This window comes from Mariniflexile sp., from assembly GCF_041583155.1.
Classification (GTDB): Bacteria; Bacteroidota; Bacteroidia; order Flavobacteriales; family Flavobacteriaceae; genus Mariniflexile.
Genome location: NZ_JBFHGK010000006.1, coordinates 20,988 through 45,500 on the forward strand (window position 1 = coordinate 20,988; position 24,513 = coordinate 45,500).

Annotated in this window: 13 protein-coding genes; 2 read left to right on the plus strand and 11 right to left on the minus strand. The window is 32.8% G+C overall.

Annotated elements, in window-relative coordinates; all coding sequences use genetic code 11:
• Positions 1–4: 4 nt before the first annotated feature.
• From ABYI63_RS03445 to ABYI63_RS03495, 11 genes are all read right to left on the minus strand, one after another.
• Positions 5–802: an alpha/beta hydrolase-fold protein gene (locus tag ABYI63_RS03445; RefSeq protein ID WP_372753462.1), complete on the minus strand. Its 798-nt coding sequence runs from the start codon at positions 800–802 to the stop codon at positions 5–7.
• A 12-nt stretch (positions 803–814) separates the two neighbouring features.
• Positions 815–2,167 carry a glucoamylase family protein gene (locus tag ABYI63_RS03450; protein WP_372753464.1) on the minus strand — a complete coding sequence of 451 codons (1,353 nt, stop codon included), beginning with the start codon at positions 2,165–2,167 and terminating at the stop codon, positions 815–817.
• Entirely contained in the window at positions 2,164–3,525 is a 1,362-nt protein-coding gene (locus tag ABYI63_RS03455) for a glucoamylase family protein (protein WP_372753466.1), read from the minus strand. The genes ABYI63_RS03450 and ABYI63_RS03455 overlap by 4 nt, the downstream gene beginning before the upstream one ends.
• A 138-nt stretch (positions 3,526–3,663) precedes the next feature.
• On the minus strand, positions 3,664–5,409 hold the full coding sequence (locus ABYI63_RS03460; protein WP_372753468.1) for a LamG-like jellyroll fold domain-containing protein: 1,746 nt from the start codon (positions 5,407–5,409) through the stop codon (positions 3,664–3,666).
• A 27-nt stretch (positions 5,410–5,436) separates the two neighbouring features.
• Positions 5,437–6,921 carry a RagB/SusD family nutrient uptake outer membrane protein gene (locus tag ABYI63_RS03465; RefSeq protein WP_372753470.1) on the minus strand — a complete coding sequence of 495 codons (1,485 nt, stop codon included), beginning with the start codon at positions 6,919–6,921 and terminating at the stop codon, positions 5,437–5,439.
• A 10-nt stretch (positions 6,922–6,931) separates the two neighbouring features.
• Entirely contained in the window at positions 6,932–9,961 is a 3,030-nt protein-coding gene (locus ABYI63_RS03470; RefSeq protein ID WP_372753472.1) for a SusC/RagA family TonB-linked outer membrane protein, read from the minus strand.
• A gap of 223 nt (positions 9,962–10,184) precedes the next feature.
• Entirely contained in the window at positions 10,185–12,974 is a 2,790-nt protein-coding gene (locus ABYI63_RS03475; RefSeq protein ID WP_372753474.1) for a LuxR C-terminal-related transcriptional regulator, read from the minus strand.
• Positions 12,975–13,213: 239 nt separating this feature from the next.
• Positions 13,214–13,579, minus strand: coding sequence for a response regulator (locus ABYI63_RS03480; protein ID WP_372753476.1), 366 nt, complete (start codon positions 13,577–13,579; stop codon positions 13,214–13,216).
• Positions 13,580–13,704: 125 nt separating this feature from the next.
• Positions 13,705–15,732 (minus strand): PAS domain S-box protein, encoded by a 2,028-nt coding sequence (locus ABYI63_RS03485; RefSeq protein WP_372753477.1) that lies wholly within the window; start codon positions 15,730–15,732, stop codon positions 13,705–13,707.
• Positions 15,733–16,251: 519 nt separating this feature from the next.
• Positions 16,252–16,893, minus strand: a complete 642-nt coding sequence (locus ABYI63_RS03490) for a response regulator (RefSeq protein WP_372753479.1) — start codon at positions 16,891–16,893, stop codon at positions 16,252–16,254.
• 2 nt (positions 16,894–16,895) lie between these two features.
• On the minus strand, positions 16,896–21,110 hold the full coding sequence (locus ABYI63_RS03495; RefSeq protein ID WP_372753481.1) for a PAS domain S-box protein: 4,215 nt from the start codon (positions 21,108–21,110) through the stop codon (positions 16,896–16,898).
• Positions 21,111–21,588: 478 nt separating this feature from the next.
• Between ABYI63_RS03495 and ABYI63_RS03500 the strand changes: the two genes are divergently transcribed.
• Positions 21,589–23,184 (plus strand): helix-turn-helix domain-containing protein, encoded by a 1,596-nt coding sequence (locus ABYI63_RS03500; RefSeq protein ID WP_372753483.1) that lies wholly within the window; start codon positions 21,589–21,591, stop codon positions 23,182–23,184.
• Positions 23,177–24,334 (plus strand): tetratricopeptide repeat protein, encoded by a 1,158-nt coding sequence (locus ABYI63_RS03505; RefSeq protein ID WP_372753485.1) that lies wholly within the window; start codon positions 23,177–23,179, stop codon positions 24,332–24,334. The genes ABYI63_RS03500 and ABYI63_RS03505 overlap by 8 nt, the downstream gene beginning before the upstream one ends.
• Positions 24,335–24,513 lie beyond the last annotated feature (179 nt).

Consider the following 24,513-nt stretch of genomic DNA (forward strand, 5'->3'; position numbering starts at 1 on the left):
ATTTTTATTTTTTTGATTTTGAAAATAGCCAAGTTAAAAGTTCAGGTTCAGCAAAAGCGGAGTCCCAACTGTTATGATTGTCTTTTGAATATAAAGTGAAATTTGGTTTGCCTCCAGCTTTTAGTAAAGCAGCAACCATGCTGACCGATAATTGCGGGTCAACAACATCGTCGTTTGCCCCATGGAAAACCCAAAGTTCTGTTTTGTTAGCGTAAACTTTAGCGCTTTCTGGGTTTCCGCCACCACAAATAGCAAATGCTGCAGCAAAGGTTTCCGGATTTCTGTAAAGCATTTCAAATGTTCCCATACCGCCCATGGATAAACCACCAATGTATACTTTGTTTTTATTTACATATGGCTTGCTTAAATAATCGTCTATTAATAGCTTTACTAAATTTAAGGCTTTTGTTGGCGGTGTATTTAAAGGGAACTCTAATGAAATAGGTTTGGTGCTTCTATCAATTATGGCATTCGACCAATAATCATTTTGAGGACATTGTGGAAAAATAACGATGGCTGGAAATGCCCCTCTGTTCATTGAATTAGAAAACAACTTAGCTCCATTTGCTAATTGTTTACTGTTATCACTTCCGCGCTCTCCAGCACCATGAAGGAATAAAACAATGGGATATTGTTTAGATTCTGAAAAGTTTTCAGGGAGCATAATGCGATATTTTAAAGAGTCTTGTCCTTTTATAAAAAAAGCTTCTTTGTATAAATTTTGATGTTGGGCGTATGTAAATGTCACCATCAATATCAAAATAACTACTAAACTACTTTTTAGCTGTGTTTTATATTTCATGTTCTTGTTTTTTTAATAGTTGAAACCAAGTTTAGTTAATCCGTTTTTTACATCAGTATTTTGCATAAATAAATTCCAAAGTAAACCTGTTCGGTAGTTTTCAATCATAATAATTTGCGGTCCTTGGTCAATTGCCAAATAGGCATCTGCAACCCAATAATTATTTTGAGGACTAAACGCGTCGTAAAAGCCTGCAGGACCTAGAAGTTTCTCTTTTTTCTGATATAAAAAATGCATGACACTTAAGGATTCTGAAGGGGTATAAGGTATTGAACTGATTGCTGCGGTAGGTGAAATAACACCTATATCATTTGAAGGACTATGGGCAGAATAACCAAGGGAACCGTCTGAATTTCTGGAATAACTAGCTGTTAAGCCCCAACAATTAGCGCCATAATCAACAAAACTTTTAGGGTTTGCAATACAATACTGCCGATTTATTTGGGTGTGATTTACAGCCAAATTCCAGTAATTTCCATATAAATCGCTTAAATTTTTAGGATTTAAACCTAAAAAGGAATAATGACTAAAAAATAAAGGACCACCAAAAGTAGAACCGCCTGCATGTTTTAAAACCAAAGGAAAGCCGTATTGTGTGCTTGAAGTTACTATATTTCCGTTTGATGCCCAGCCATTTTCATATACTTGCTTAGTGATGCTATGATTTGGTGAGGCTGCTGCCAATACATACGTAATTAACGTTTCGTTATAACCTGTTAATTTTAGATTTATATCAAAACCATAATTTGGACTCCAATGCCAGTATAATGCATTTTGGTTTTGGGTGTACCAATCCCATTCAACACCTTTCCAAAGTAAATCTGCTTTATTTGCTAATTCTTTTTCAGGGTCTGTTCCGTTTATTAAATATTCTTTTACACATATTAAACCTTGTGCTAAAAATGCAGTTTCTACTAAATCGCCACCATTATCCTTGGAGCTGAAAGGTAAAACAGTTCCCGTGCTACCATCCAACCAGTGTGGCCATGCACCATGAAACCGATTGGCATTTTCTAAAAAATTTAAAATTTTATTTAAGCGCGTAACGCCTTCTGTTCTAGTTATAAATCCACGTTCTATACCTACCAAAATAGCCATGAGCCCAAACCCTGTACCACCTGTGGTTACCACATTCTGATTTAAAGTTGGGTTAGTAGGGTGGTATCTTTCCTTTGCTGCCCCTGAGTTCGTATTTGCAAAGTCCCAAAAGTATTTGAAAGTTTCACTTTGAGTTAAAGTCATCATGTCTTGATCACTTAACGGAACTATTACTTTTGGGTCTTCTTGATCTTGCGAAACTGAATCGTTATCGCCTTCACAATTAAGCGTTAGAAAACATAATAATATAATTAAACTTCTAATCATTTTTGTTCAGGTTTGAAGTACTTGAATCCTAGTTTTTCCAATCCAGATTGTACATCTTTATTTTTCATAAATAAATCCCATAACATTCCAGAACGATGGTTTTCTATCATTATAGGGATAGGACCTTGATCTATAGCTAAATATCTTGGTAAATACCATTTGTGTTCCAAACTAAAGGCATCATAAGGACCGTATTTTCCAATTAAAGAATCATGGTCTTTATACATTTTTTTTAGCATCTGCATACTTTCCTTTGGTGTATATGGGAATGACGACAAGGCCGCGGTAGGAGATATTACCCCCAAATCATTACCTGGTCGGTGCCCCTTGTAGCCCTTCGTTGAATAACTGGAAGTTAAGCCCCATAAACTATCTCCATAACCTTTATATTCGTTAGGGTTTGCCACGGCATACTTATAATGGATTTTGGCTTGATTTTGAACGAGTTTCCAGTAATTAGCATATTTGTCTGATAAGCCTTTTGGGTTTAAGCCTAAATAAGAATAATGTGCCCAAAATAGAGGGCCTACTTTAGCGTCGTCATGTTCAAAATAATTTAAAACTAATTCTTCGTCATAATATTTTTCATTTGAAACAATAGCACCATTTTTTGCCCAGCCATTATGATAAACTGCAGGTTTTATGCTATGCGTTGGGGATGAGGCAGCCAAAATATACATGATTAGGCATTCGTTATAGCCACCCACAGGGAAATTCATATCCCAACCAAATTCTGGCGACCAATGCCAATAAAGCACATCTTCACCGTTTTTTGTGTACCAATTCCATTCTACTTCTCGCCATAATTTATCAATTTTTGCTACTAAGGCTTGTTCAATTTCATTACCATTTTTAAAATATTCGGCAACTGTTAACATCCCTTGAATTAAAAAGGCAGTTTCTACCAAATCGCCACCGTTGTCTTTTTTACTGAAAGGAACCATTTTCCCAGTTTCGCCATTTAGCCAATGTGGCCAAGCACCATGATATCTGTCGGATGTTTCTAAAAAATCTACCATTTTATGAAAACGTTCCACAGCTTCTTCTCTTGTAATAAAATCTCTTTTTATTCCTACCAATATCGCCATAAAACCAAATCCGCTTCCACCAATGGTAACTGTGTTTTTTGGTGAAGTGGGGTATATGTTATCCATATGTATTCGTTCGCGGGCCAAACCTGAATTCGGTTCTGCGCCTTCCCAGAAATAATTGAAAGTTTGTTTTTGGATGGTATTTAATAATATTTCGTCTGAAAGTTCAGTTGTATGATTTTGATCTTCAAATTTATTTATTTCCTTATTAGTTTCCTTACAACTAAACAAAATGATGGCTATAAAAAAGGTTAATAGTAGTCTCATTTTTAGTGAAATTTATTTAATTAAAAGCTGCAGTTAATCGAAGTCAGATTTACCGAATTAATAGATAGTCTGGCTACAACCTAAACAGCTTTATAAAAATAAAAATACTGGCCAGCCTTGACTGGCCGGTATTTTAAATTAATTCATAAGTGCTTGAATTTCCACTTGGGAAAGTGCTTTTTTATAAAGTGCTAAACCATCCATATTGCTTAAATCGGATTTGTGTCCCCATTCTGTAAACCTTGGAGCTCCAGACATTATGGACATGATATCACAGCCAGTCCAATCTACCCCCGTGAAGGCACCTTGTTTGGCGACTTGACCATTGATATAAACTATGCATTCGGTACCTGAAATGGTAAATGCTAAATGTACCCAATCGGTAGTTGTTGTTGGGTCTATTCTTGCTGCAGCACCTCCGTCAAACCAAGAGTCAGCGGTGCCATTTCCAACATTTAATTTGAATGTTTGAGCTGTTCCGCTTCCTTCTCTAAAGAATCTAAAGCCACTTTTACGGTTATTTTGTTTATCAGCAGCCTTTCCCTCATCGGTTGGACCTATCACTAATAAACCAGCCGAAGTTGGAGCAGCATTAACCTTATACCAAAAGGTAGCGCTTAATTGGTTGCCCAAAAGGCCTGCTGTTGGAAATGTTAGATAGGAATCTGTTGCTCCTGCATACGCATTACTACCTTCTTTAGCTATGGTAGTAAAACTAGGAGTGCCCACTACCGTAGCATCTGTTTTACTTATAGTTTCTAAAAAGCTTCCATTAAAAGGCATGTTGAATATTTTGCTGCCATCAGCAACTATTTTAGTAATGTCATTTTGATTAAGTGCTTTGTTAAAAAGACGTAATTCATCCATGGTGCTTAAGTCGGATTTGTGATTCCAACCAGCAAACCTTGGTGCTCCAGACATGATAGATAAAATATCACAACCTGTCCAATCAACCGCTCTGTCAAGTTCTTTTGCGAGCACACCGTTTATGTAGATGATGGTTTTGGTTTGAGATAATGTAAAGGCTATGTGTACCCAGCCAGAGCTGTTAGTTAAATTAAATGAAGAAGCAGGAACAGCGGTGCCATCATTAGTGCCATTTCCAACATTCAATTTAAGACTTTGTGAATCGCCACCTTCTCTAAACAATCTAAAGCCACTTGTTCTTTTGTTTTGGCTAGTTGGATTTGCAGTATCTTCAGGACCGACCGTTAAAATACCAGCGCGGTTTGTTGAAGTATTATTCATTTTATACCAAAATGTAGCACTGAACTCGTTGCCTAAAAGACCTGTAGTAGGAAACGTTAAATAGGAATCTGTTGCACCTATATAGGCATTGGAGCCAACATATGCATCTGTAGTAAACCCAGGGGTTCCCACTTCTACAGCACCGTCACCACTGATGGATTCTGAAAAATCCCCATCAAAAGCCATATAGAATATTTCACTATCAAAAACTGGCTCGTAAGGCGGTGTTTCAATTTTTTCGAAGGTAGTAGTTTTTGTGGCAACAACATTGTTTGTATCCGTAACTGTAATTGTTAGCGTATGGCTTCCTGTAGATACGTCTTTAGTTAAATCATCCACAATAACAAGTTTACTATTTGTAAATTCAGTCATATTTGCTATCTCAACATTATCCAATTTTACGGATATGATAGCAATTCCCAAATCATCTTCCACTTGAAATTTGATTGTTATCGGTGCTATCGGATCTTTTGAACGAACCACGGTGGCCCCACTTGGGCTTGGGCTAGTTAGAGTGATAACAGGACCATCATACAAGAAATCACTAAATTCGGGCTGTTCTAAATTTTGGCAATTAAAAAATAGAGTTACTATTAATAGTATGCCTATATATTTTGAAATTATATTTTTCATCATTTCTATGCTTATTTAATTAATAATGATTTAATTATAATCAGGGTTTTGAATAATTATTCCTCCTGAATTATCAATTGCTTCCTGTGGAATTGGGTACAAAGCATGCTTTGGTAAATAACCTAAACTGGATAGCACCGTAGTGGCATCTCCCCAACGTACCAAATCGTAAAATCGGTACTCTTCTAAAGCAAATTCAGCACGTCTTTCTTGTTTAATAGCATCTCTTAATTCACTTTGTGAATCGGCAGTGGTACCAACAAGTCCAGCTCTTGTTCGGATTTTGTTTACTAGAGAAATTACTTCATCTTGTGAAGCTGCACCAGATTCATTTCCAGCTTCCGCAGCCATAAGAATTACATCAGCATATCTAATAATTTTAATGTTTTCCCATCTGTTGCCAGCAACGCCAAGGCTTGTACGGATGCTTTTCATAGTATATGCTTTTTTGTTCCAATACTTTTGCGCTGCTGGAGGAAATGCAGGCAAAGTGCCTCCTCCAAAACCACCGTCATCCTGACCAGATTCCAAAATTGTATTAGTTTTTCTGAAATCTCCAGCTTCAAAAGCATCAACAAGTGTTTGAGTTGGTGTATTGAAACCCCATCCTAAATTCCAATCTCCAGTGCCTCTTACACCCTGTGAAACGTAATAGTTACTGTTGTATTGATCTCCGTTTTCGGTAACGGTTTGTTGGATTTCAAAAATAGATTCTACACCATTATTACCGCCTCTTTCAAATAGATTTACCAAACTTGGGTCTAAATCATAAACATTAGAATCTATAACCTCCATGCACTTATTATAAGCGTTTGTCCAATCTTTTTGATACAAATACAGTTTTGCTAAAAGGGACTTTGCAAATCCTGAAGTTGCTCTTCCAGGGAAACCGGTCCAAGTAGGAGGTAGGTTTAATTCAGCAATAGCTAAATCTTCTTTTATGAAATTATCAATATCGGCTACAGCGGATTTTGTAGCAAAAGCATCGGAAGGCACATCGATAGTAGCTGTGATAATTGGAACTTCACCATAATCTCTACGCAACTCAAAATACATTAAAGCTCTAACTACACGAGCCTCCGCATCATTAATAAGACTTCCTGCATCTGTAGCTCCATCATCTTTAATGTTATTAATAACTTCATTACATGCAAAAATAACCTCATAATGAGCATTCCACCAGCTATTACTTAAGCCATTGGTTGCGATGTACTGGAAATCATTGAATGCGGTTCCATTGGCTGCTGAATCGCCATCGGTACTTCCTTTTTGAGCATCGTCAGATCGTATACTTCCAAACCAATATCGTTCCCAACCACCAACACTTCTGGTTCTTAATAATGAATAAATTCCAAAAACAGCTGCTTCCTGCCCGCCAACTCCTAATTCTTCATTATTAGCAACTTCACCTAAAGGTAATCTGTCTAAAAAATCATCTTGACAAGAAAAGTTTATGATTAATAATGCAGAGAAGAAGCCTATTTTTAATTTTTCAATAAGTTTTATCGTTTTCATACTATTTTTTTTAAAATGTTAAACTTAGTCCAATAGTAGATATTACTGGTACAGGATAGCCACCAGAGTCAACACCAAAAGATGTTGGAGAGCCACCAGCTTCGGGTGTGAAGCCAGAAGTTTCTTTCCATGTAAATAAATTTTGAACATTAGCATAAAGCTTTAATTGCTGGAATTTTAATTTTTCAAGAATATTGTTGCTTAAACTGTAACCCAATTGAATGTTACGTATTCTGATATAACTACCGTCCTCTATCATATAAGTTGAAGGCAATCTGTTATAATCGTTAGAATACAGTCTTGGTTCCCAGTTTGAACTTCCTGAGCCATTCCATCTATTCGCTCTTTCAGATCTGAAATTAAATTGCGCAAATGAATTTCCATTACCCCAATTACGATAAATTTCATTGCCATAAACACCTTGAAAATCAATATTTAGGGAGAAATTTTTGTATTTGAAATTTGTATAAAAACCATAGGTCAAGTCCGGAGTAGGATTACCAATTACAGTTCTGTCATTTGTTGTAATTTGGCCATCGCCATCCACATCGCGATATTTAAAATCACCAGGTGCATAAGTGCCTAAATTGCTTGGAGGTAATGAGGCGATATCTGCATTGGATTGGTATATACCATCTACGATATAGCCATAAAAATGACCGATAGGTTCGCCTGTAATGGTTCTTGAAGCTGTACCATTTGCAAAAATAGCCGCATCTTCAAAAGTTGATAATACTTCATTTTTAATAGTTGTAATATTACCGCCTACAGAATAACTGAAATTATCATTAAAACTACCATCCCAAGACGCTTCAAACTCAAAACCTTTATTTTCAATTTCACCAAAATTGTCGAAAAATGTTTGAACACCGGTATCAACGAATACTAATAAATCTTCTGTTTTTCTGTTATAATAGTTGGTGTTGAATGATAGTCTATTATCGAACCATTTCGTTTCAAAACCAACTTCCCACATTTTTACGGTTTCCCATTTTAAATTCGGATTTTCTTCAAATTTTTGAATAAAACCAGCAATAACCTGATCTCCAAAAACTGCTGTTGCATCCTGACTTACACCTGGATAATACGGATAGTTAGTGCCGCTAGGTAAAGCTTGATTTCCTAATGCACCGGTAGAACCTTTAACCTTTAAATAGTTTAAGCTACCAGAAGTATCCATAAAATCTTCCTGGGAAACTACCCAACCAGCACCAACAGACCAAAAATCTTGTGCTCTATTTTCTGGAGATAATTGTGAAGTGGCATCTCTACGGTAAGATGTGTTTAAAATATACTTGCCATCATAATTGTATAAGGCTCTTGCTAAAAACGAAGAGGTAGCTCTTTCTGATTGACTAGAATTGGAAGTTCTAGTAGAAGGATCTCCGTATGGATATACACTTAAATACCAAAATCTTGAATTGTCTGGAATGATGCCTACTGATGAGGTTGGATCGTGTTCTACACTTCCAGAAACACTTTCATAAGATACTTGCGTGGTTGTAAAACCAGCAACCGCATTTATATCGTGTTTGCCAATTTCTTTTTTGAAAGACAACAAATAATCTTGTTGAAAATTAAATGTGACACTGCTAGACTGGTTTACTCTGGTGATTTGATTACCGTTAAAGTTATCAATTTGATCTGTTTCAGATACATAAATTGGAATGATAGGAGTATAAGATCTTGATCTGTAATTGTTATAGTCTCCATAAACACTTGCTTTAAAAGAAAAGTGTTTTAAAAAATCTACTTCCGCAAATAAACTACCCACAAAACGATAACGTTCGGCAATACTTTTGTTTTTAGTTACCTCTGCAACCAAAGCTGGATTACCAATTTGTGGTCCACCAATTTGTATTGGTAATTGGTTGTAAAGTCCATCATATTCAGGGCGGGAATCGTAATGAATAGGGTCTACTATTGGTGTAGCGTTTAATGCGGAACTATAACTGCCCGAGTTAGGAAGTTTGTCTTGAAGGCCATTAATGGTAAGTCCCATTCTAAAAGCATCCGTTATCTTATATTCGTTATTTAAATTAAAGGTAATTCTTTGTAGTTCTTCGTTTTTTATTAAACCATCTTCCAAGCGGTAACCTAAACCAAATGCAAGTTTATTTTTTTCTGTAGCATTTTGAATGCCTAGGTTAACGGTTTGAATCATGGCAGATTTATTGGAGATGCGATCTACCCAATCCGTATCACCAGTAAACTCATTATAGTATGGAAATGGTGCAGAACCTTGATTTACTAATTGTTCGTCATAAAGCTCACTAAAAAGCGCAGCATCAGCCATATCTGGAGCGTCTGTTATGCTTTTAATACCAATTGAGGAATTAAAATTTACAGTAAACTCGCCCGTTTTAGCTTTTTTTGTGGTTACAATAATAACACCATTAGCACCTCTAACTCCAAAAATTGCCAAAGAAGAAGCATCTTTTAGAACCTCAATAGATTGAATATCGTTGGGGTTTACAAAGTCTATATTATCTGCAAAGATACCATCTACAACAAATAAGGGGCTTACACTATATCTACTACTTGTACCTCTAATTCGGATGTCGGGAGTTTGACCAAGTTGACCAGAGTTTACAACGGTTAATCCAGATACCTTACCTTGTATAGAGGCAATAGGGTTGGTGGCTGGTTTATCGGCCACTTCATCTCCATTTACACTAACAATAGAACCTGCTAAGTCACGTTTTTTTGCGGTTCCATAACCAACAACAACAACTTCATCCAAGGCAGAAATATCAGATTCTAGAGTGATGTTAATTGTAGTTTGATTTTGGATAGTAATCACCTTAGTTTTAAAACCAAGTGAGCTGAATTCCAAGATTTCTCCTGTACTAACTTGTATAGAATACTTACCATCAAAATCGGTACTAACACCTCTGGTGGTTCCTTTTACAATAACATTAACACCTGGCACAGGCATTTTATCTTCAGATCCAGTAACCTCTCCCGAAACAGTAAGGTTTTGAGCAAAGCCACTAATGGAAAATAGAATTAATAGTAATAAAATAATTTTTGGTTTCATATAGTTTAGTTTAAATTTTAGTTAGGCACAAGGTAAAACCTAATTTATTTAAGTTATAAAAAACAGCTACACTTTAAATACGTCATTGAAGAGTAAAAGCCACAATTAGCTTTGATTGACGTGTGGTACGTTAATAAAAAAGTGAGTAAAACACCAAGCGAAAACGCTGTATGACGTAGTAATGACGTAGTTTGAATTATGAATAACGTAGTTTTTAGGCTAATTATTCAAGATTTATCAAATAATCGGATACTGAAATGTCATCTTCCAAATCCAGTTTCTTTTTTAATCGGTATCTATGTGTTTCTAAGCCTCTTACAGAAACATTCATTAAAGGAGCTATTTCTTTGTTAGATAAATTCATTTTGACGTAAGCACAAATTTTCAAATCTTTAGGTGTCAGATTTTGGTGTTTTGATTTAAGACTTTTGAAAAAATCTTCATGTACTTGGTTGAAATTGAATTCGAAAACCTTCCATTCATCTTTATGCCCGATAGAACTGTCTACTTTATTTAATATCTTTTTAAAGGCATATTGATTAACAAAACCGTCCTTATTGGTAGCTAGCTCCTTTTTTATTTCTTGTAAAGTTTCATTCTTTTTAACCAAGGCTAAAGCCGTATTTGCTAATTCTTTACTTTTTAATTTTACCTCATTTCTTAATGATTCGTTTTTTAATTGAACGATTCGCTTTTCGTTTTCTAGATTTTTCTCCCTAACGATTTCCTGTTGTTCTTTGGCATATTTAATTTTTAATAAACGTTGATCTTTTTTTAGTTTTTGTTTATTGAAATAATGAAAAGATCCAATGCTAAGTGCTATGAGTGTTATATAAAGTAGAAAGCCTAAAGTATCCTTATACCATGGAGGTAAAATGTTAATTTGAACTTTTGATGCTTCGGTGAATTTTCCCAAATTATTATTTGTTCGGAATAATATGGTATAGGTGCCGTCTTTAAGGCTAGAGAGTTCAAGTTTGTTTTTTTCCAAGCGCTTCCATTTTGTAGCATCTAACTCTACAATAGAATATTCAAAAAAATGATTGCTGGATTTTGGTGAACATACTGAAATACCAAAACTGCTATTTAATTTTATTGGGATTTTTTTATTTAAATCGAAATCTATTAAACTCTTATCAATTTCTATATTATTTATTATAGGTTTTTGTAATTCTGTTTTTGAATTTGATTTACTATTAATAAGCATAAAGCCATTATTCAAATTTAAAGCAAAGGTTGAATCACTTATTTTAGAAATATTCTCGTTTCCAACTATCAATCTGTTTTTAAAATAATTATTGGAAAGTGATATTTCTTTTTCACTATTTAATATGGATTTAAACCCTATAGCATCACTTTTTGTTTTTAATACCAATTGATTAATATCTTCTTCAGAAATAATATAGGACTCTTTACCAAAATTCTCATTCAATAAATCGAAGGAGATAATAGTGTCTTGAATAGATTCATATTTTAACCAACCATCATTAGTTTTAAAACAGATGTCGTTTTTAATCTTATATATACGCACATTAAAATCTGAAAATTGACCCTTGTTTTTATAATTTTTTATGCTGATAATAGTGTCGTAATTTTTATCGAATTTAATTTTATACAAGCCTTTGTATGCGTGTGCTGCCCAAGCTGTATTTTGGTTTTCAAAAACTAAATAGCGAATGGGCATTGTGGTTTTTCCTAAATGTTTAGCGTTCCAAGTGTTGTTTTGTTTCTTTAGTCGAACTAACCCTGTATAGGTGCCTTGTATGTAAGTATTGTTTTGTTCAGGTGCTTTTTTTACAACCCAACCTCCGGTTGTAGTCGATATCAATTTAATTGTGTTGCCGGTTACTAAAAACGTTCCTTCATTATGGCCGCAAAATAATTCACCTTCAATTTCCTTTAAATTCCAAACTTGACCCTGAGAGCCTGTAATGAATTGTAAATTATTGTTACTGTCCAAATAAAAAAGACCTGTATTGCTGCCAATATAAATAGTGCCTTTAAATTTTATAACATCGTACACGGCGCCTAATTTGCCTGATACGTCATTAAAAAACAGATTATTGTTATCTAAATCTATACTAGCTATGCCATTATCTAAACCCAACCATAATTTATTATCGAAATCCAAATGCTGACTTAATACTGTGTTGTTTATTAATCCGTTTTCTTTGTTAATATGAAAAATGACATTCCCTTCGCTATTGGTAAAATAAACACCGTCCTTTATAGTGCCAAAAGCCATATTGCCGTTGTTTAATAAAGAAAATCCATTCAATAAGTGCTGTTTTAAAATATTGTTTATTTCAAAATCAACAGGTTTTAAGGTGTTGCTGTCATAAATTAAACAGCCTTTTAGGGACGTAATTAAAAGAAGTTTTCCTTTGTATTTAGTAATAGATAAAACCTTAGTGTTTGCTAAAGATTTGTCCATTATTTTTAAAGATAACTCATCATTTTTATATTCAAATACGCCATTATGTAGTGTTGCAACATATAGTTTATTATCAACGACACTACAAGAAATAGCCACAGACTTTGGTGCTATCTTTTTAATTTCACCATTAAATTTATATATATAAAGATTTAAAAAAGATCTAAAGGCAATCCCGTCTTTAAATGGTATAATTTGCCAAATTTCTTCATTAGGTGAGATTTTTGACTTAATGGCATCACTTAAAGATTTGTAAAGCAATTTTCCTTTGGAATTCTTTTTCCAATAACCAAATTCTTCATAGGACCCTGTGTATACTAAATCTTTATAGGCTAAAACAGAACGAATGGTAGTTTTGTTTGGAAGCTCCATAAACTCCCATTTAATACCATCATATTCTAATAAGCCATTGTGGTTTGCAACATACAACATGCCGTTTTCAGCTCGTGAAATACCCCAGTTTTGATTTCCTGCATTATATTCTGATAAAGAGAAGTTTTGAAAAAACGGTGTGTATTGGGCTGATATATCCTCAAGGAATAGAATTGTAAGTATTAGAATTAAAAATTTAGCCTTCATATTTCACAAATATATTCAATTTGAAAACGCTTTCGGGGTTTTCGGCTTTTAGATAATTTATGAAAAGTACTATTTCTGAATCATTTTTTTTGTAAAGTGAATTAGAAATTTCGACTTAAAAATTTATGCTAAATTGAATTTTTAAAAGCGCATTAAAAAAGGGGAATCGAATTGTAAATTGTAACGGACAAAAAGTTAAATAGGCAACACTAAGAATGCGCTTTTATTTGCTTTTAGAATTATGCTCTTAATTGACTTAAACTCGCAATAAGGTTTTCGCTATCGGTTGTTTTATCAAAAAAAGCATCGGCACCTAAGCGTAAACAGGTTTTCTTTAATTCGGAATTAATAGAAAAAATATAAACCTTAGTCTGGTTTTGTTTTCTTTTAAGGGTTTTTAGTAATTCAATGCCATTGCCATCTGGAAGGTTTAAGTCTAAAACAATAATGTCTGGGTTGTTTAAATTAATGGCATTCGTAGCTTTATGTAAAGTGGTTTCCCAAAACAAAGATTTTATATTGTTTAAGTTTAAAATACGCTTTTCTAGCCATTTGCCTATTTCAAAATCGTCTTCAACTAAAAGGATATTTAAATCTAATGCCATTTGAGAGATTGTGTACATATTTGTTTGGCCACTAATTTAATTAAACATAAGTAGTTTATTACTAAGCAAAATGCTTGAAATACTACGATAATGGCTAAATAAGTTGTTGAAATATTTTTGCGTCATTATTGTATTATCTGATTTAAATTTAAGTGTTTTGAAATGGTTGCAATTAACTGTTCGCTATTTATGGGTTTTGTTAAATAATCGTCGCATCCGGCCTCTCTTGCTTTTTGTTTTTCGTTTTCCATGGCATAGGCCGATTGTGCAATGATTGGAGTGTTTTTTCCAGTTTCTTTTAATTTTTTTATGGTTTCAAAGCCATCAAGATTCGGGATTTTTAGGTCCATTAGCACAATGTCAATATCGTTATTAGTTTTAAAGACTTCTAGAGCATCCACGCCGTTGGTTGTATGAATTAATATGCATTTTTTACGGATTAAAACGGCTTCCAAATAAATGTAATTAAACATGTCGTCTTCACAAATTAAGATTGTTTTGCCTGCAAAATCTGTATTGTTATTTTGGTCTAAAATAGTGCTTATAAAGGTTTTATTTGTAGTTACTACCTGAGGTAATTTAATGAAAAACGTTGTTCCTTTTCCTAATTCCGACTTCATAGAAAGTTCACCTCCAAGGCTTTTAACTGTTTTTCTAGAAACGGAAAGTCCTAATCCGTTACCTTCGTAATAGCGGTCTAAATCTTTATGAACTTGCCAAAACGGTTTAAAAATTAGGTCATGATATTCTGCAGCTATGCCGATACCACTATCTGAAATAGCGATATGAAGGTCTTCGTTTTCGGCAAAAACCTTTAGGTTTATAAAACCTTTAGCTGTGAATTTGAAGGCATTATCTAACAAGTTTTGAAGTGTTTGAAATAGCTTCAGCTTATCAGAGTAAACCATTTTATTTTCAAGATTTGAATCAAATTCAATATCAAACTGAATTTCAGGTTTTTGAAATTTTAATTGATGTTCCTCAATAAAATTGTTTAGTTCTGGTTTTAATTCAAATAACTCATTTTGGACTTTAAGAACTCCAGAATCAAGTTTCGATATTTCTAATAAATCATTTATTGTTTTTAATAAACGATCACCACTTTTATGCATAACCTCGATAATCTCTCTCTTTTCTTGGTTTGAAAAATTATAACTTTCATCAGCAAAAAAGTCAATAAACCCAAGAATACCATTTAACGGAGTTCTTATTTCATGGTGTAAATTTTGTATGAATGCAGATTTTAATTTATCTGATTCTTCAGCTTTTTCTTTAGCAAATAATAATTCTTGCTCTCTTATTTTTCTTTTTGTAATATCATCAATTGTAGCTAACATTACAGTACCACCATACTTTCTTAGTAAAGATGTTGAAATTAAAACTGTTTTGTTTTCTACAGTATCTCCAGATTTAATTGATATTTGTAACTCCTTTTTATTGAATGTTTTTCCTTTGAAGGTATCATTAAATATAGTCAATAAGAGGCAGGATTTACATGAATGACTGCTACCACATTCTAATAGATCATTTATGGTATTGGTACAGCGAATAAAATGACCAATTTTTTTATTTTGAATTTCAGAACCATCAATTTTAAACTTTTTTACCGCTTTTTTGTTTGCTCTAAGTATAATGCCTTGTTCATCAATAAGAAAAATAGATGAGGGTGAATTATCAAAAATTAACTTCAGCTCTTTTTCATTAGATTCGGATTGGATTTTTGATTCTAAAAGTAATTCTTCATAATGTTTTCTTATGGTAATATCCCGGAAACCCGTTAGAATCATATTCGATTTTCCAATTTTTAGATGTCTAGATGTTATTTCAACAGGAATGTTCTTTCCGCTTTTGGAGGTGTATTTTGTTTCTAGACGAAATTGTTTTTCTTCACTTTGTTTTTTCCAAGTGTCATTAAATGAGTTGACTAATTCTGTAGGGACAATGTCTTTTATATTCATTGTTTCCAAAATATGTTTATTTAAACCAAAATAGTCGCAGGCCTTTTTGTTTGCTTTTTTTATTTTGCCCTCTACATTAAGTATGAATAAGGCTTCTGTCATTTTATCAAAAAGAACTTCAAATTTCTTTTTCTTCTTATGATTTAAATTTTTTAAAGGAATTGTCTCTTCTCCGTTGTTTTTAATTTCGTTCACGTCAGTTCAATTTGGTGCAATCAAAGATTGTGTATAAACTTGATGGAAACAATAGGTAAAATTCTTAATATCTGATTTGGTGTTTCTGTTTTTTAAATATAAAAAGAGGGAGGTACTTAAATTAAACTCTCTTTAAGTATACTGAAAATTATTAATAAAGCTGTTCTTACTAACTAAATGTAGGCAATGCTTTGATTTTTGAAATTGGGAAAATAGAAGTAGGAGAAGAGTCGCTATGTGGAGAATTAATGTTTTGTAATACAAATAGTTAAGGTTGTTAAAAAAACAAAGAGCGCAGTCTCTCACCTTGCGCTCTTCTAATAAAAGTTTAAAATTTGTAAATTGCTATTGTCTACTTTTATAAGAGCAAATATCGTGCAAGTATAAAAACTTGGCAATAAGCATATTTCTTAATAGTTGGTTTTTTTTTCCTTATTGGGTGTTTTCAATTTCTGTTTTTCTTATTAGAAATATTAAAAAAAGTAATTCCTTTATTTAAGAGGAAGTAAAATAAACCAGTTATTTATCTAGGCTAATAAGCCCTGTTCTTAAGGCATACTTAGTTAATTCTGGTAAGGAATGTAATTCTAGTTTATCCATAATGTTTTTTCTATGGGCATCAACCGTTTTCGGACTTAGAAATAAAATTTCTCCAATGTCTTTGGAGCTTTTTCCTTCTGCAATTAACTGAAGTATTTCTTTCTCCCGAGAAGTAAGAGTTACCTCTTCTTCATTATTTGTGGAGATTAATTCTGTTAATATGATACCAGAGATATTTTGGGCAATATATTTTTGGTTAATAGAAACTGTTTTAATGGCTTTTATTAATTCTTCGGAATCGCAATCTTTTAACAAATAACCATACGCGCCCGCTTTAAACATGCCCAACACAAACCGTTTATTGGAATGCATGGAAAGCGCTATTACTTTTGTTTCCGGATTTTCCTGTACAATTCGGCTAGTTGATTCAACACCATTTAGTCCTTCCATAGCAATATCCATTATTACTACATTTGGTTTTAATTGCTTGCATAGTTTAATTGCTTCTCTGCCATCTTTAGCTTCTCCAATAACTTCCATGCTAGCATTTTTTTCTATAACATTTCTAATGCCATCCCTGAGAATTTGGTGGTCGTCAACCAATAGGATTTTAATTTTCATGTCTAAAATTTTTCGTTGGTTTTTAAAGGTACGAACAATTCTACTTTTGTACCAAGCCCAGGTGAAGAATTTATGCTGAAATTTCCTTGTAAATTTTCTATTCTTTCTTTAACAGCAAATAACCCAAATTGGGTGTTTTTTTTGTCTTTTATTGTTGTTTTGTCAAATCCTTTGCCTTTGTCTTTAACAACTATTTTTAATCCATAATCTTGCTTTATGAAAAATATGTCAATTTGCTTGGAATCAGCATGTTTTATAGCGTTGGTGAGTAGTTCTTGAATGGCTCTGTAGATAAGTATTAACTTGGGCTCGTCTAAGTTAATTTCATCAAATTCCGTTATAAACTGAACTTTTATATTGTTTTCATCCTCTATTTTTTCTGAAAGCCAATATATAGCCTCTATTAATCCGAGTTCATATAAAACTGGCGGACTTAAATCGTAGGTTATTTTTCGGGTGTTTTCAAGTGCTTCTGAAATATGTTTTATTATCGTTTCTATTTCTTTTCGTTTAGTGTCCGTTTTTGTTTCCTTACTTAAATCATTCAATTTCATTTTAGAAATTACCAACGACTGACTTAAATGGTCATGAATATTTGCAGCAATTGCTTTACGTTGCTTTTCCTCGGCTAACATCATTTCGGTGGTTAGGTTTTGTAGCGATTTTTGATAATTGTTAATTTCAATATCTTTTTCAATACGTTCCGTAATATCGCGCGATGATGAAACTATTTTTATAATTTCATTTTTTTCATTCATAATAGGTTGTCTGTTTGATTCAAACCATTTATACTCACCATTTTTATGAAGTGCTCTGTAAATCATTTTTGTAGGCAATCCTTTTAATAATCTATCTATATGTACCTGACTTGTGGTTTCTTGTATGTCATCTGGATGGATATAGTCGTATGGGTTTTTTCCTATTAATTCATCAGGCTCAAATCCGCGAATCTGTTTTATAGAAGGACTTACATATTCGTATGTAGCATCCGTATTATGCAAAGACACAACATCTGTGATATTTTCGGCTAAAAGTTTGTATTTAGATTCCGATTTATGCAATTCAAATTCTGCATTTTTCTTTTCTGTGATATCTAACATTATCGAATCCCAAATGATACTGTTGTCTTCTTGTTTTTTTGGAATACCGATACCTTCAATCCATTTTACAGTACCATTAGGTAGGTTGTTTTTGTACACCACATGCCACGGACTTAGGTTTTTAAAAGAAGCTTCAATAGATTTTTGAACCACATCTACATAATCCTCATCTATTTGATTCCAAATTAATTTTCCGTTTTTTACAGCGTCTTGTGGTTCTATTTCCCATATTTCTTTGGACCCTTCACTTACATATAATATTTCGTCTTGTCCGTTAGGGTAAAGTTTATATTGGGTAATAACGCCTGGTAAATTGTCGTTAATACCTTGCAGAAGCGCCTTTGATTCGTTTAGCTCCTTCTCGGCCTTTTTTCGTTGAGTTATATCTCGTACAAAAACCAAACCGCCATTTATTCCGTTGTAAAAAATGGGTTGCCCTTTTGTTTCTACCCAAACTTTATTGCCATCAATTTTTAGTAATATTTGTTCAAAAGGTTCATGCACTTCTTTTTTGTCTACATTTAAACTTTTCATCCTTTCCATTGCTTTGGAATGGAAATCGGTATGAAAATAATCAAGTACCGGTTTACCTAGTAATTCTTTTTCATCTTTAACGCCAAAAAGTTTAATAGCCAACTTATTTAAGTATGCAAAGCAGTTGTTTGTTTGGATAAAAATAGGGTCTGGGGCACCTTCAACAATGTTTCTAAATCGTTCTTCAGAGGTTTTTAACTCTTCCTCTTTAAGCTTTCGGTCTGTGATGTTTTTGGATATACCTGTTGCGCCAATAAAAGTGCCAGAATCGGAATGTAAAATCCTAACATTTGATAATATATGAATCGTTTTTCCATCTTTATGAGTAAACTGGCTTTCGTAATTTAAAAGTTCAATGTTAGTTTTAAATAATACTTCAAAATTTGCTTTCTCCTTTTCAATTTCCGATTTAGGAATAAAGCTGAAAATAGATTTTCCTATTATTTCTTCTGGTTCATAGCCATAAATTGGTTTAGATGCTTTGTTAAAAAATGTAAACGTGCCGGTGGCATCAATTGCCCAAATTAGGTCGTGTGAATACTCTACTAAATCTCTGTATTTTTCTTCGCTTTTTTGTAATTTAAGGATGGATTCTTTTAGCACAGTTATATCTTGAATGGCGCCATATAGCCGAGTCGCTTTACCGTTTTTAACTTCAATTTGACCAAGGGTGCGAACCCAAAGTTCTTTTCCTTTAGCATTGATAAAAGGTAATTCAAGGTCGTAAGGTATGTGATTGTTAATAGCTTCATTCAAAGCTTTTTTAATTACGGGTTGTGCCTCGGGGGCGTAGAATGAAATGCCTTCTTCTACTTTTGGTAATTCACCAACAGGAAGGCCGTGTATATTATAAGTTTGTTTAGAAAAATAAGTGGCCATGGTATCTAAATGTAATTCCCAAGCACCTACATTCGCTAAACTTCCTGTTTCGTTAAGGAGGTTTTCACTTCGTTCTGCTTCTAAAAGTGCTTCGCGCAGTATTTGTTCTTTTTCTTTAATCTCGATTTCCCATTGTTTTTTCTTAGTTATATCAATCATAACCCCAACAATAGATTTCAAATTACCTTGTAAATCATTATTGGCCGCTACATATAAATCACACCACACAGTTTTTCCGTCCTTAGCTTGATATTTTCTTTCTATTTGGTAGTTAGAGATTTCACCGTTTATTAATTTTTGGAGTAATAAATTAGTTGGTTGATCTTTTTGCAATATTTGTGTTTTATTGATGCCTAATATTTCATGGCTTTCATATCCAAACATGGCTTCCCAGGCTGGATTAACGAATGTGTAATTGGTGTTCTTATCTAATTCTACTATACCAATATTGGCGGTATGAATAATGTTTTGGTATTTAGTATATAACTCTTTTAAATTTTGTTGAGTGTGTTTTTCTTGAGTGATATCTTCAAAAGTTGTAAAAACTTGGTAAGGTTTTTTTTCTGAATTTTTAAACAAAGGAGTGGCGTGTATTTTTATCCATCGGTAATCGTCGTTTTTCGGGTTATAAACGCCCATAATAACGTTGTTAACTACTTTGCCTGTTCTTAATGCTACCATGCTGGCGTGCGTTTTACCAGGGAAATCGGTACCGTCTTCATGGATGCTTCGCCAATTAGGATCCATTGATGTTTTGCCTTGCATTTGTTGCAACGTTAACCCTAAGATTCGTTCAGCCGCTGGGTTTGCATCTATAATTTCACCTAAAGCATTTTGGTAGGTAACTCCTTGTGACATGGATTCGAAGAGTATTTGGAACTGAATTTCTTTTTTATGTAATTCAGCAACTTTACTTTTTCTTTCAAGTGATGCTTGTTCATATTTTTGTCGATAGGTAAGGGTGTGAAAAATATCTTTAAAAGGTTTGCTGTCAATTTTAAATTTGGATGTTTCTTTCTCAATAAACGACAAGTAAGCCCAAAAAATAAAGGAATAAATTAGAGTAGACGATACTTTTGCTAATAAGCCTGAAATTAAGACGTTTGAAAATAACGCTGTTCCAGCAAACCCTCCTATAGAAAAAAGTATAGAATCTAAACATACCACGATGGTCATGGTGAAAAGTATTCGTAAAAAAAGCCTTGAAATATACCTAGAAATGAATTCATATATAAAAATGATAGCAAAGGCATCTATAAATAAAGCTAAAGTACCGGCAATTATCATTCTAGAATTGATTGTAAAGAAGCTATCTGGCAAATTGTAAACGTTTACAAAATTTTGACCCATTACGGACCAGCCAAAAATAACTTGCACTGCAGCTAAAACTAAATTTGCGGCAAATATGGCGTAAATTACTTTCCGTGCTTCCAACGCATCTTCTCGGATATAGATTAGAAGTATAGCAAATAAACTACCAGTAAACAGAACCATAGACCCTGGTGAAACCAAAATTCCAGGAATAATTTCAATGTAAAAAGCAGCAACAAGAAAGGTTTGCATGAATTGAAAAACCCCAAGGGCTGTAAAAATTAAGCCCAAACCAAAAATGGATCTTAACTTAAACAGAAATAATAATAACGATCCAATTAATACGCATTGTGAAAATAAAATTAATAATTGGGTGATTGCGATTTCTTCCATAACGACTTTAATAACCTTACTAACATAAAAGATAGTATATTTTACGAATGTAATGAATTGAGAGATTTACGGAAAGGAATTTTAAAACAACACGATAAGTGGTATGAATAAACGTATTGCTAATTTTAGGTTTTTGGCTTTAATTATTTTGCAGTTACATAGCCGCTTTTTGTTGTTAAAAAAGCGACTCTAGTTGGAAACAATATGTTTAAAAAGGTTTCAATGGTTAATTAAGAATTATTGTAGAGGTATTTGTTTCAAACACGATGAGGTTGTCTTGGTTTATGTTTAAAAAACAGGGGTGAATTTTGAAAATTCTTCAGTTTAATTTGTCTCGTTTTATTAATCAACATTTTGTTGTAAGTCTAGCTTTACTTCGCCTATTTTTATTAATTTATTCTATAGGTTTCTTGCAATAAATACTATATTTGAAATCACTTATTTTAAGGTTTTATCAATAATTAAGTCGTTTTATGGAATGAAATTCTCCTGCCCCACAGAATTATATATTTGTACAGCTCGCATCTTGCTGTTAGTAAGTATGTTTCTGGGGTCCGTTTCTTTTTCTCAAGAAAATGATTTATTAAGAAAAGCGCATGAATTGGTATATTCCAATCCCGATGAAGCTATTAAAATTGGAGAACATATTTTAAAGTCGGGCTTTAATACTAAAGAAGAAGCCTATATCAATTTAATTTTATCCAGAAGTTATCAGGTTAAAGGGGATTATAATACAGCCATAACCAAAATATTTGAGGCGGGAAATCAGGTAAATGATAAAGATTTGAAAACTCAGATTGAGATTAATCTACTAAAATCTGAGCTTTTAAGAAACCTTCATCTTTATAGCCAGTCGAATAAGTATTTACACTTGGCAGAAAAAAGTATTCCAAAATTAAATTCAAAGTCAGTACAGGATTCGCTTCAATTTAATGTACAGCTGGAACATATTTACTTAAATTTAAATAAGCGGCAAAATGATAAGGCCTTAGCTTTAATTAATTCAGCAGGAAAAGACTTTAAAAATTTTTTAATGAATTATCCGGAAGAGACCGAGCGACTGTATATTGCTAAAGAAAGAACGTTTAGAAACTTGTCTCAACACGATTCGGCTTTTACATATATTGATAAACTTTTGGATCTTTCAGAGTTACAGAATAGTAGTAATCTTCTAGAAAGGGCGATATTTTACAATGAATTGGGGCATTTATATCTTCAGAATAAAGAATTTGCTAAAAGTGAAGAGATGCTTTTTGTTGCTTTAAGATTTGCTAGTATTCTTAATAACATCTTTCTATTGGAAGAGATTAATAGAAATTTGGCTATAGGTTATTTGGCTTCAAATCAAAAAAGTAAGTATCAAGTTTATAATGATGAATTCTTGATTCTAAATAATAAGGTTGAACTCATGGAGCAGGAGTCCATAAATAATCTCTATAATATTCTTAGTAACGAAGCTGAAGTTTATTTAGATTCTGAAGAAAAGCGCTACGATAGTATTATCAAAGTAGCTTTGGCGTGCCTTCTATTTATTTTATTGATAGGCTCTGTAATTGTAATAAGAAACCATTGGAGAAAGAAAAGATTAAATGAAATAATACGTTATTTGGAAATTAGTAGAAATAATTACATTAAAAAGAATCCTTCAAAAAAGGTTGTGGCTAAAAAAATAACAATACCGGAGGAAACTGAAAATCTAATATTAAGTAAGCTAAAACGTTTTGAAAATTCTCAAAAGTTTTTAAACAAAGATATGTCGTTAGCCGTTTTATCGGGGCAGTTTGAGACCAATACAAAATATCTTTCTGAAATTATTAACAAGCATTACAACGATAATTTTAATACGTTTATTAATAAACTAAGAATAAACTACATTATTGAAAAACTTAAAAATGATTCAAATTACATGAATTATAAAATTAGTTTTTTAGCAGAAGAAAGTGGCTTTTCATCACATAGTAGTTTTGCTACTGTTTTTAAAACTATTGTAGGGATGTCTCCGGCAACATTCATTAGTCTTTTGGAAGAAGATAAGGAAGAAGAACTTAATAAAACTAAGAAGAATAATGGTTAAGCCACGATATACATATCAACTTTTATGTTATTTCATGGTTTTTCATGTGTCTTTTGTTCTGTTTGCAACACCTGTAGAACAGGTTAAAAAGATAGATAGTTTATTAGAAGCAAGTACAAAAGATGTTTATGAAAACCCTGATAAGTCTATTAAATTAGGGCTTTCTATATATGAAGACAATAATTTAGCATTAAAATTAAGAATAAAAGGATTGATGTTGGTGTCTTTAGCATATACTTCCAAAAGGGATTATCAAAAAGCTTTGGAATATGTTAATGAAGCATACAATTTATTGTCTCAATTAAACGACCCTGTTTTAAAGATAGAAATACTATCAAGATCTGGCATTTTGTACCAACAGCTTAAAATATTCGATAAATCTTTAGATTTTTTGGATAGAGCAGAGCAGTTGGCCATGGCTTACCCATATAGAGATTCTGTTGGTGCTTTGCTGGGAAGAAATTATCTGGTTAAAGGATTTATTTATAAAGATAATTTGAATTGTGATATCGCTTTAAGCTTTTTTGCGAAGGGGATTCAGGAATATGAAAGGTTAGGGGAACACAATTATGCTACAAATTTAAGTATAGCTTATTATAACAAAGGAAATTGTTATATCCTTTTTTCAGAGCATGAAAAGGCCAAAGCAAGTTTCAGGAAATCCATTGCATTAGCAAAACAAGATGGCGCAAATAGTTTAGAATCTTTTGCTAAAAAAGGTTTAGCTGAAGTGTTTACTTTAGAAGAACGGTATGATGAAGCCATTGCACTTTTGCAGGAAGCCATGCAGCAATCGAGTAAAGTGGGAGATCTTATTTTGTATAGAGGTATTTATGAAGGCTTATTTGAAAATTATCTCGCTATTAATGATTTGGATAATTACCAACATTATTATGATCTTTATCTTAAAACACAATTCGATATTGAAATTTCGGAAAGAAACTCTATTAGTGCTTCCATTGATGAAAATATTAAACTCCAAAATGAAAAATTATATCAGCTTAAAAATCGGTTTAAGTATCATTGGAATATTATTATTCTTATAGCAGTTGTAATTATTTTTGGCATCGTTTTTAATTTGATACAGAGTAAAAAAACTTTTAAAAAACTTCAAAGCAAAATTGATGTGTTACATAAATCCAAACTCTAAGTTTTTGTAAAACATTATTTTAACCAGTAAATTAACGATTAATTATCTTTAATTTAACCTTCATTCAGGCTTTCAAATTTCGGTAAATACAAAAGCTATCTTCTTTTAATATAGTATTTATTATAATAGTTTTAAACTTTCAATAGCTAATTTGGAAAATAGCCTGTTATGTAATTCAT

What these genes read in the sequence shown, in the direction of transcription:
- ABYI63_RS03465 (WP_372753470.1), bottom strand. Translation starts at nt 6,921, where the DNA reads ATGAAAACGATAAAACTTATTGAAAAATTAAAAATAGGCTTCTTCTCT.
- ABYI63_RS03490 (WP_372753479.1), bottom strand. Translation starts at nt 16,893, where the DNA reads ATGAAAATTAAAATCCTATTGGTTGACGACCACCAAATTCTCAGGGAT.
- ABYI63_RS03445 (WP_372753462.1), bottom strand. Translation starts at nt 802, where the DNA reads ATGAAATATAAAACACAGCTAAAAAGTAGTTTAGTAGTTATTTTGATA.
- ABYI63_RS03470 (WP_372753472.1), bottom strand. Translation starts at nt 9,961, where the DNA reads ATGAAACCAAAAATTATTTTATTACTATTAATTCTATTTTCCATTAGT.
- ABYI63_RS03450 (WP_372753464.1), bottom strand. Translation starts at nt 2,167, where the DNA reads ATGATTAGAAGTTTAATTATATTATTATGTTTTCTAACGCTTAATTGT.
- ABYI63_RS03495 (WP_372753481.1), bottom strand. Translation starts at nt 21,110, where the DNA reads ATGGAAGAAATCGCAATCACCCAATTATTAATTTTATTTTCACAATGC.
- ABYI63_RS03475 (WP_372753474.1), bottom strand. Translation starts at nt 12,974, where the DNA reads ATGAAGGCTAAATTTTTAATTCTAATACTTACAATTCTATTCCTTGAG.
- ABYI63_RS03505 (WP_372753485.1), top strand. Translation starts at nt 23,177, where the DNA reads ATGGTTAAGCCACGATATACATATCAACTTTTATGTTATTTCATGGTT.
- ABYI63_RS03455 (WP_372753466.1), bottom strand. Translation starts at nt 3,525, where the DNA reads ATGAGACTACTATTAACCTTTTTTATAGCCATCATTTTGTTTAGTTGT.
- ABYI63_RS03500 (WP_372753483.1), top strand. Translation starts at nt 21,589, where the DNA reads ATGAAATTCTCCTGCCCCACAGAATTATATATTTGTACAGCTCGCATC.
- ABYI63_RS03480 (WP_372753476.1), bottom strand. Translation starts at nt 13,579, where the DNA reads ATGGCATTAGATTTAAATATCCTTTTAGTTGAAGACGATTTTGAAATA.
- ABYI63_RS03460 (WP_372753468.1), bottom strand. Translation starts at nt 5,409, where the DNA reads ATGATGAAAAATATAATTTCAAAATATATAGGCATACTATTAATAGTA.